The sequence below is a fragment of the Comamonas sp. AG1104 genome, from assembly GCF_003350425.1.
GTDB lineage: Bacteria > Pseudomonadota > Gammaproteobacteria > Burkholderiales > Burkholderiaceae_C > Comamonas > Comamonas testosteroni.
Genome location: NZ_QQAS01000019.1, coordinates 1 through 5,567 on the forward strand (window position 1 = coordinate 1; position 5,567 = coordinate 5,567).

At 51.1% G+C, this 5,567-nt stretch carries 2 tRNA genes and 3 rRNA genes; all 5 read left to right on the forward strand.

Going from position 1 to position 5,567, the window contains the following annotated elements:
- Positions 1-177 precede the first annotated feature (177 nt).
- The 5 genes from DFO48_RS25045 (at position 178) to rrf (ending at position 5,561) form a co-directional block, all read left to right on the forward strand.
- Positions 178-1,710: ribosomal RNA gene (locus tag DFO48_RS25045) — 16S ribosomal RNA — on the forward strand.
- A gap of 93 nt (positions 1,711-1,803) precedes the next feature.
- Positions 1,804-1,880, forward strand: a tRNA-Ile gene (locus DFO48_RS25050).
- 28 nt (positions 1,881-1,908) lie between these two features.
- A tRNA-Ala gene (locus DFO48_RS25055) sits at positions 1,909-1,984 on the forward strand.
- 422 nt (positions 1,985-2,406) lie between these two features.
- Positions 2,407-5,284: ribosomal RNA gene (locus DFO48_RS25060) — 23S ribosomal RNA — on the forward strand.
- A gap of 164 nt (positions 5,285-5,448) precedes the next feature.
- A 5S ribosomal RNA gene (gene rrf, locus DFO48_RS25065) occupies positions 5,449-5,561 on the forward strand.
- Together the 16S, 23S and 5S rRNA genes with 2 tRNA genes alongside form the textbook arrangement of a ribosomal RNA operon.
- The last annotated feature ends 6 nt before the right edge of the window (positions 5,562-5,567 follow it).

The window sequence follows — 5,567 nt, forward strand, 5'->3', positions numbered from 1 at the left end:
CTCGGTTCCTTAAAAAAATACAGCCGATAAGCGTGGGCGTTTGAGGGCAAGCAGCCAGTTCTTCGGAACAAACTCTTCGGAGTTATCAAGCGCTCACAAAAACAGTAATGAGGAAGAATTTATTCTTCTTGATTCCGTCAAGTGAGTGAGCAGTCGAAAGACTTTAAATTCAAGATCGAACTATAGAGTTTGATCCTGGCTCAGATTGAACGCTGGCGGCATGCTTTACACATGCAAGTCGAACGGTAACAGGTCTTCGGATGCTGACGAGTGGCGAACGGGTGAGTAATACATCGGAACGTGCCTAGTAGTGGGGGATAACTACTCGAAAGAGTAGCTAATACCGCATGAGATCTACGGATGAAAGCAGGGGACCTTCGGGCCTTGTGCTACTAGAGCGGCTGATGGCAGATTAGGTAGTTGGTGGGGTAAAGGCTTACCAAGCCTGCGATCTGTAGCTGGTCTGAGAGGACGACCAGCCACACTGGGACTGAGACACGGCCCAGACTCCTACGGGAGGCAGCAGTGGGGAATTTTGGACAATGGGCGAAAGCCTGATCCAGCAATGCCGCGTGCAGGATGAAGGCCCTCGGGTTGTAAACTGCTTTTGTACGGAACGAAAAGCCTGGGGCTAATATCCCCGGGTCATGACGGTACCGTAAGAATAAGCACCGGCTAACTACGTGCCAGCAGCCGCGGTAATACGTAGGGTGCAAGCGTTAATCGGAATTACTGGGCGTAAAGCGTGCGCAGGCGGTTTTGTAAGACAGTGGTGAAATCCCCGGGCTCAACCTGGGAACTGCCATTGTGACTGCAAGGCTAGAGTGCGGCAGAGGGGGATGGAATTCCGCGTGTAGCAGTGAAATGCGTAGATATGCGGAGGAACACCGATGGCGAAGGCAATCCCCTGGGCCTGCACTGACGCTCATGCACGAAAGCGTGGGGAGCAAACAGGATTAGATACCCTGGTAGTCCACGCCCTAAACGATGTCAACTGGTTGTTGGGTCTTAACTGACTCAGTAACGAAGCTAACGCGTGAAGTTGACCGCCTGGGGAGTACGGCCGCAAGGTTGAAACTCAAAGGAATTGACGGGGACCCGCACAAGCGGTGGATGATGTGGTTTAATTCGATGCAACGCGAAAAACCTTACCCACCTTTGACATGGCAGGAACTTACCAGAGATGGTTTGGTGCTCGAAAGAGAACCTGCACACAGGTGCTGCATGGCTGTCGTCAGCTCGTGTCGTGAGATGTTGGGTTAAGTCCCGCAACGAGCGCAACCCTTGCCATTAGTTGCTACATTCAGTTGAGCACTCTAATGGGACTGCCGGTGACAAACCGGAGGAAGGTGGGGATGACGTCAAGTCCTCATGGCCCTTATAGGTGGGGCTACACACGTCATACAATGGCTGGTACAAAGGGTTGCCAACCCGCGAGGGGGAGCTAATCCCATAAAGCCAGTCGTAGTCCGGATCGCAGTCTGCAACTCGACTGCGTGAAGTCGGAATCGCTAGTAATCGTGGATCAGAATGTCACGGTGAATACGTTCCCGGGTCTTGTACACACCGCCCGTCACACCATGGGAGCGGGTCTCGCCAGAAGTAGGTAGCCTAACCGTAAGGAGGGCGCTTACCACGGCGGGGTTCGTGACTGGGGTGAAGTCGTAACAAGGTAGCCGTATCGGAAGGTGCGGCTGGATCACCTCCTTTCTGGAAAAATGCTGCTTCAAATTGAACGTCCACACTTATCGGTTGTTGGAACAAGCCAGGTGGCCTGCTGAGTGACAGCGGGCTGCATGGAATGGGTCTGTAGCTCAGCTGGTTAGAGCACTGTGTTGATAACGCAGGGGTCGTTGGTTCGAGCCCAACTAGACCCACCAAGATTCCAATATCTGGTCAGAGGATCCCGGGGGATTAGCTCAGCTGGGAGAGCACCTGCTTTGCAAGCAGGGGGTCGTCGGTTCGATCCCGTCATCCTCCACCAAAAATGATAGCGCCGAAAGGTGCTATAATCGTTGGCTCAGCAGATGTGAAGCGCAAGCGAAGCAAAAGCCGGGTAAAAGCGAAAAAAGCCAAATTCAATATAAAAGCAGTCTGCATCAGACTGCTTTTATATTGATCTTTGATCAATAGGCTGTTCTTTAAAAATTCATAGAGTCGAAATCAGCGTTGCTGGTGGAAAGCGCAAACCAAGGTTTGTGCACCGTGCCGCCAGCAACATTTTGATTGCGTCAAAACAGATATTTTGCGAATGCAAATTTATCTAGTAATGACGAATATTCTCTAAGCTGTATCGAAAGATGCAGCCAAAGATATTCACATTACGGCATAACGCGTGAGGTGCAAGACCTCACCAGTCTTTGAACACCAGGCTTTGATTCTCGCTAAGAGAGTCCAAAGTTATAGGGTCAAGTGACTAAGAGCATATGGTGGATGCCTTGGCGATGATAGGCGACGAAAGACGTGATAGCCTGCGATAAGCTTCGGGGAGCTGGCAAATAAGCTTTGATCCGGAGATTTCTGAATGGGGGAACCCACCTTGCAAGAGGTATCGTGCACTGAATACATAGGTGCACGAAGCGAACCTGGAGAACTGAAACATCTAAGTACCCAGAGGAAAAGACATCAACCGAGATTCCGATAGTAGTGGCGAGCGAATTCGGAAGAGCCTTGCAGTGATAGTCGATCAGTTAACAAAACGGCATGGAAAGGCCGACCATAGTGGGTGATAGTCCCGTATGTGAAAACCGATCGGTGGTACTAGGCTGCAGACAAGTAGGGCGGGGCACGAGAAACCCTGTCTGAATATGGGGGGACCATCCTCCAAGGCTAAATACTCATCATCGACCGATAGTGAACCAGTACCGTGAGGGAAAGGCGAAAAGAACCCCGGGAGGGGAGTGAAATAGATCCTGAAACCGTATGCTTACAAAAAGTCGGAGCCCTTAGGGGTGACGGCGTACCTTTTGTATAATGGGTCAGCGACTTACATTCAGTGGCAAGCTTAACCGAATAGGGGAGGCGAAGAGAAATCGAGTCCGAATAGGGCGATTAGTCGCTGGGTGTAGACCCGAAACCAAGTGATCTATCCATGGCCAGGATGAAGGTGCCGTAACAGGTACTGGAGGTCCGAACCCACTAATGTTGCAAAATTAGGGGATGAGCTGTGGATAGGGGTGAAAGGCTAAACAAACTTGGAAATAGCTGGTTCTCTCCGAAAACTATTTAGGTAGTGCCTCAAGTATTACCGTCGGGGGTAGAGCACTGTTTAGGCTAGGGGGTCATGGCGACTTACCAAACCTATGCAAACTCCGAATACCGACGAGTACAGCTTGGGAGACAGAGCACCGGGTGCTAACGTCCGGACTCAAGAGGGAAACAACCCAGACCGCCAGCTAAGGTCCCTAAAATTGGCTAAGTGGGAAACGAAGTGGGAAGGCTAAAACAGTCAGGATGTTGGCTTAGAAGCAGCCATCATTTAAAGAAAGCGTAATAGCTCACTGATCGAGTCGTCCTGCGCGGAAGATGTAACGGGGCTAAGCCAGTTACCGAAGCTGCGGATGTGCCATTTATGGCACGTGGTAGGAGAGCGTTCTGTAAGCCTGTGAAGGTGTCTGGTAACGGATGCTGGAGGTATCAGAAGTGCGAATGCTGACATGAGTAGCGTTAAAGGGGGTGAAAAGCCCCCTCGCCGTAAGCGCAAGGTTTCCTACGCAACGTTCATCGGCGTAGGGTGAGTCGGCCCCTAAGGCGAGGCAGAGATGCGTAGCTGATGGGAAACAGGTCAATATTCCTGTACCGATCAATAGTGCGATGTGGGGACGGAGAAGGTTAGCTCAGCCAACTGTTGGATATGTTGGTTCAAGCCTGTAGTCGTGCCTGGTAGGCAAATCCGCCAGGCTTAGATGAGGGGTGATAACGAGTCTGCTTGCAGACGAAGTGAGTGATACCCTGCTTCCAGGAAAAGCCACTAAGCTTCAGCTATTGACGACCGTACCGCAAACCGACACTGGTGCGCGAGATGAGTATTCTAAGGCGCTTGAGAGAACTCAGGAGAAGGAACTCGGCAAATTGACACCGTAACTTCGGGAGAAGGTGTACCCCAAGTAAGTGAAGTTGTACAAATGGAGCTCAAAGGGGTTGCAAAAAATTGGTGGCTGCGACTGTTTAATAAAAACACAGCACTCTGCAAACACGAAAGTGGACGTATAGGGTGTGACGCCTGCCCGGTGCTGGAAGATTAAATGATGGGGTGCAAGCTCTTGATTGAAGTCCCAGTAAACGGCGGCCGTAACTATAACGGTCCTAAGGTAGCGAAATTCCTTGTCGGGTAAGTTCCGACCTGCACGAATGGCGTAACGATGGCCACACTGTCTCCTCCTGAGACTCAGCGAAGTTGAAATGTTTGTGATGATGCAATCTCCCCGCGGAAAGACGGAAAGACCCCATGAACCTTTACTGTAGCTTTGTATTGGACTTTGAACGGATCTGTGTAGGATAGGTGGGAGGCTTTGAAGTGCGGTCGCTAGATCGCATGGAGCCAACGTTGAAATACCACCCTGGTGCGTTTGAGGTTCTAACCTGGATCCATTATCTGGATCGGGGACAGTGCATGGTAGGCAGTTTGACTGGGGCGGTCTCCTCCCAAAGCGTAACGGAGGAGTTCGAAGGTACGCTAGTTACGGTCGGACATCGTGACGATAGTGCAATGGCATAAGCGTGCTTAACTGCGAGACTGACAAGTCGAGCAGATGCGAAAGCAGGACATAGTGATCCGGTGGTTCTGTATGGAAGGGCCATCGCTCAACGGATAAAAGGTACTCTGGGGATAACAGGCTGATACCGCCCAAGAGTTCATATCGACGGCGGTGTTTGGCACCTCGATGTCGGCTCATCTCATCCTGGGGCTGTAGTCGGTCCCAAGGGTATGGCTGTTCGCCATTTAAAGAGGTACGTGAGCTGGGTTTAAAACGTCGTGAGACAGTTTGGTCCCTATCTTCCGTGGGCGCTGCAGATTTGAGGAAGCCTGCTCCTAGTACGAGAGGACCGGAGTGGACACACCTCTGGTGTACCTGTTGTCACGCCAGTGGCATCGCAGGGTAGCTAAGTGTGGAAGAGATAACCGCTGAAAGCATCTAAGCGGGAAACTCGTTTCAAGATGAGATCTGCCGGGGCCTTGAGCCCCCTGAAGGGTCGTTGTAGACCACGACGTTGATAGGCTGGGTGTGGAAGCGCAGTAATGCGTTAAGCTAACCAGTACTAATTGCCCGTGCGGCTTGACCCTATAACTTTGGGTAAGCCTGGAAAAATGAAAGACAGAACGCAAGTTCTAGTTATGCCGAAAAGGCGCAATCGAAAAGCTGATTGAAGACTCTATGAATTCGTTGGATAGAAAGGGGCGTCATTAAGAAGTTAATGGCAACCGATCGATCCGACAAAAAGTTTATGCCTGATGACCATAGCAAGTTGGTACCACTCCTTCCCATCCCGAACAGGACAGTGAAACGACTTTGCGCCGATGATAGTGCGGGTTCCCGTGTGAAAGTAGGTCATCGTCAGGCTCTTAC